1 pseudogene is annotated in these 344 nt (G+C 73.3%); it reads left to right on the forward strand.

From position 1 onward, the window contains the following. Positions 1-344: pseudogene (locus PUR26_RS00040) on the forward strand (hypothetical protein); the annotation flags it as partial.

Genomic DNA, 344 nt, shown 5'->3' on the forward strand with positions numbered 1-344 from the left:
CGGTCTGCCGCTGGCGATCGAGCTGGCGGCGGCGCGGTTGCGGGTGTTGTCGGCGCGTCAGATCGCTGATCGTCTGGATGACCGGTTCGCTCTGCTGACCAGTGGCAGCCGGACGGTGCTGCCGCGTCAGCAGACGTTGCGCGCGGTGGTGGACTGGTCGTGGGGTCTGCTGGACGAGGGGGAGCGGGCCGTGCTGCGGCGGCTGTCGGTGTTCTCCGGCGGGTGTGATCTGGAGGCGGCGGAGGCGGTCTGCGGGGGGCCGGACGTCGTGGGGGTGCTGGGTTCCCTTGTCGACAAGTCGCTGGTGGTCGCGGCGCCGGGGGCGGCGGTGCCCGGTGCCGTGC

The sequence above is a fragment of the Streptomyces sp. SP18CS02 genome (genome assembly GCF_036322365.1).
GTDB lineage: Bacteria > Actinomycetota > Actinomycetes > Streptomycetales > Streptomycetaceae > Streptomyces.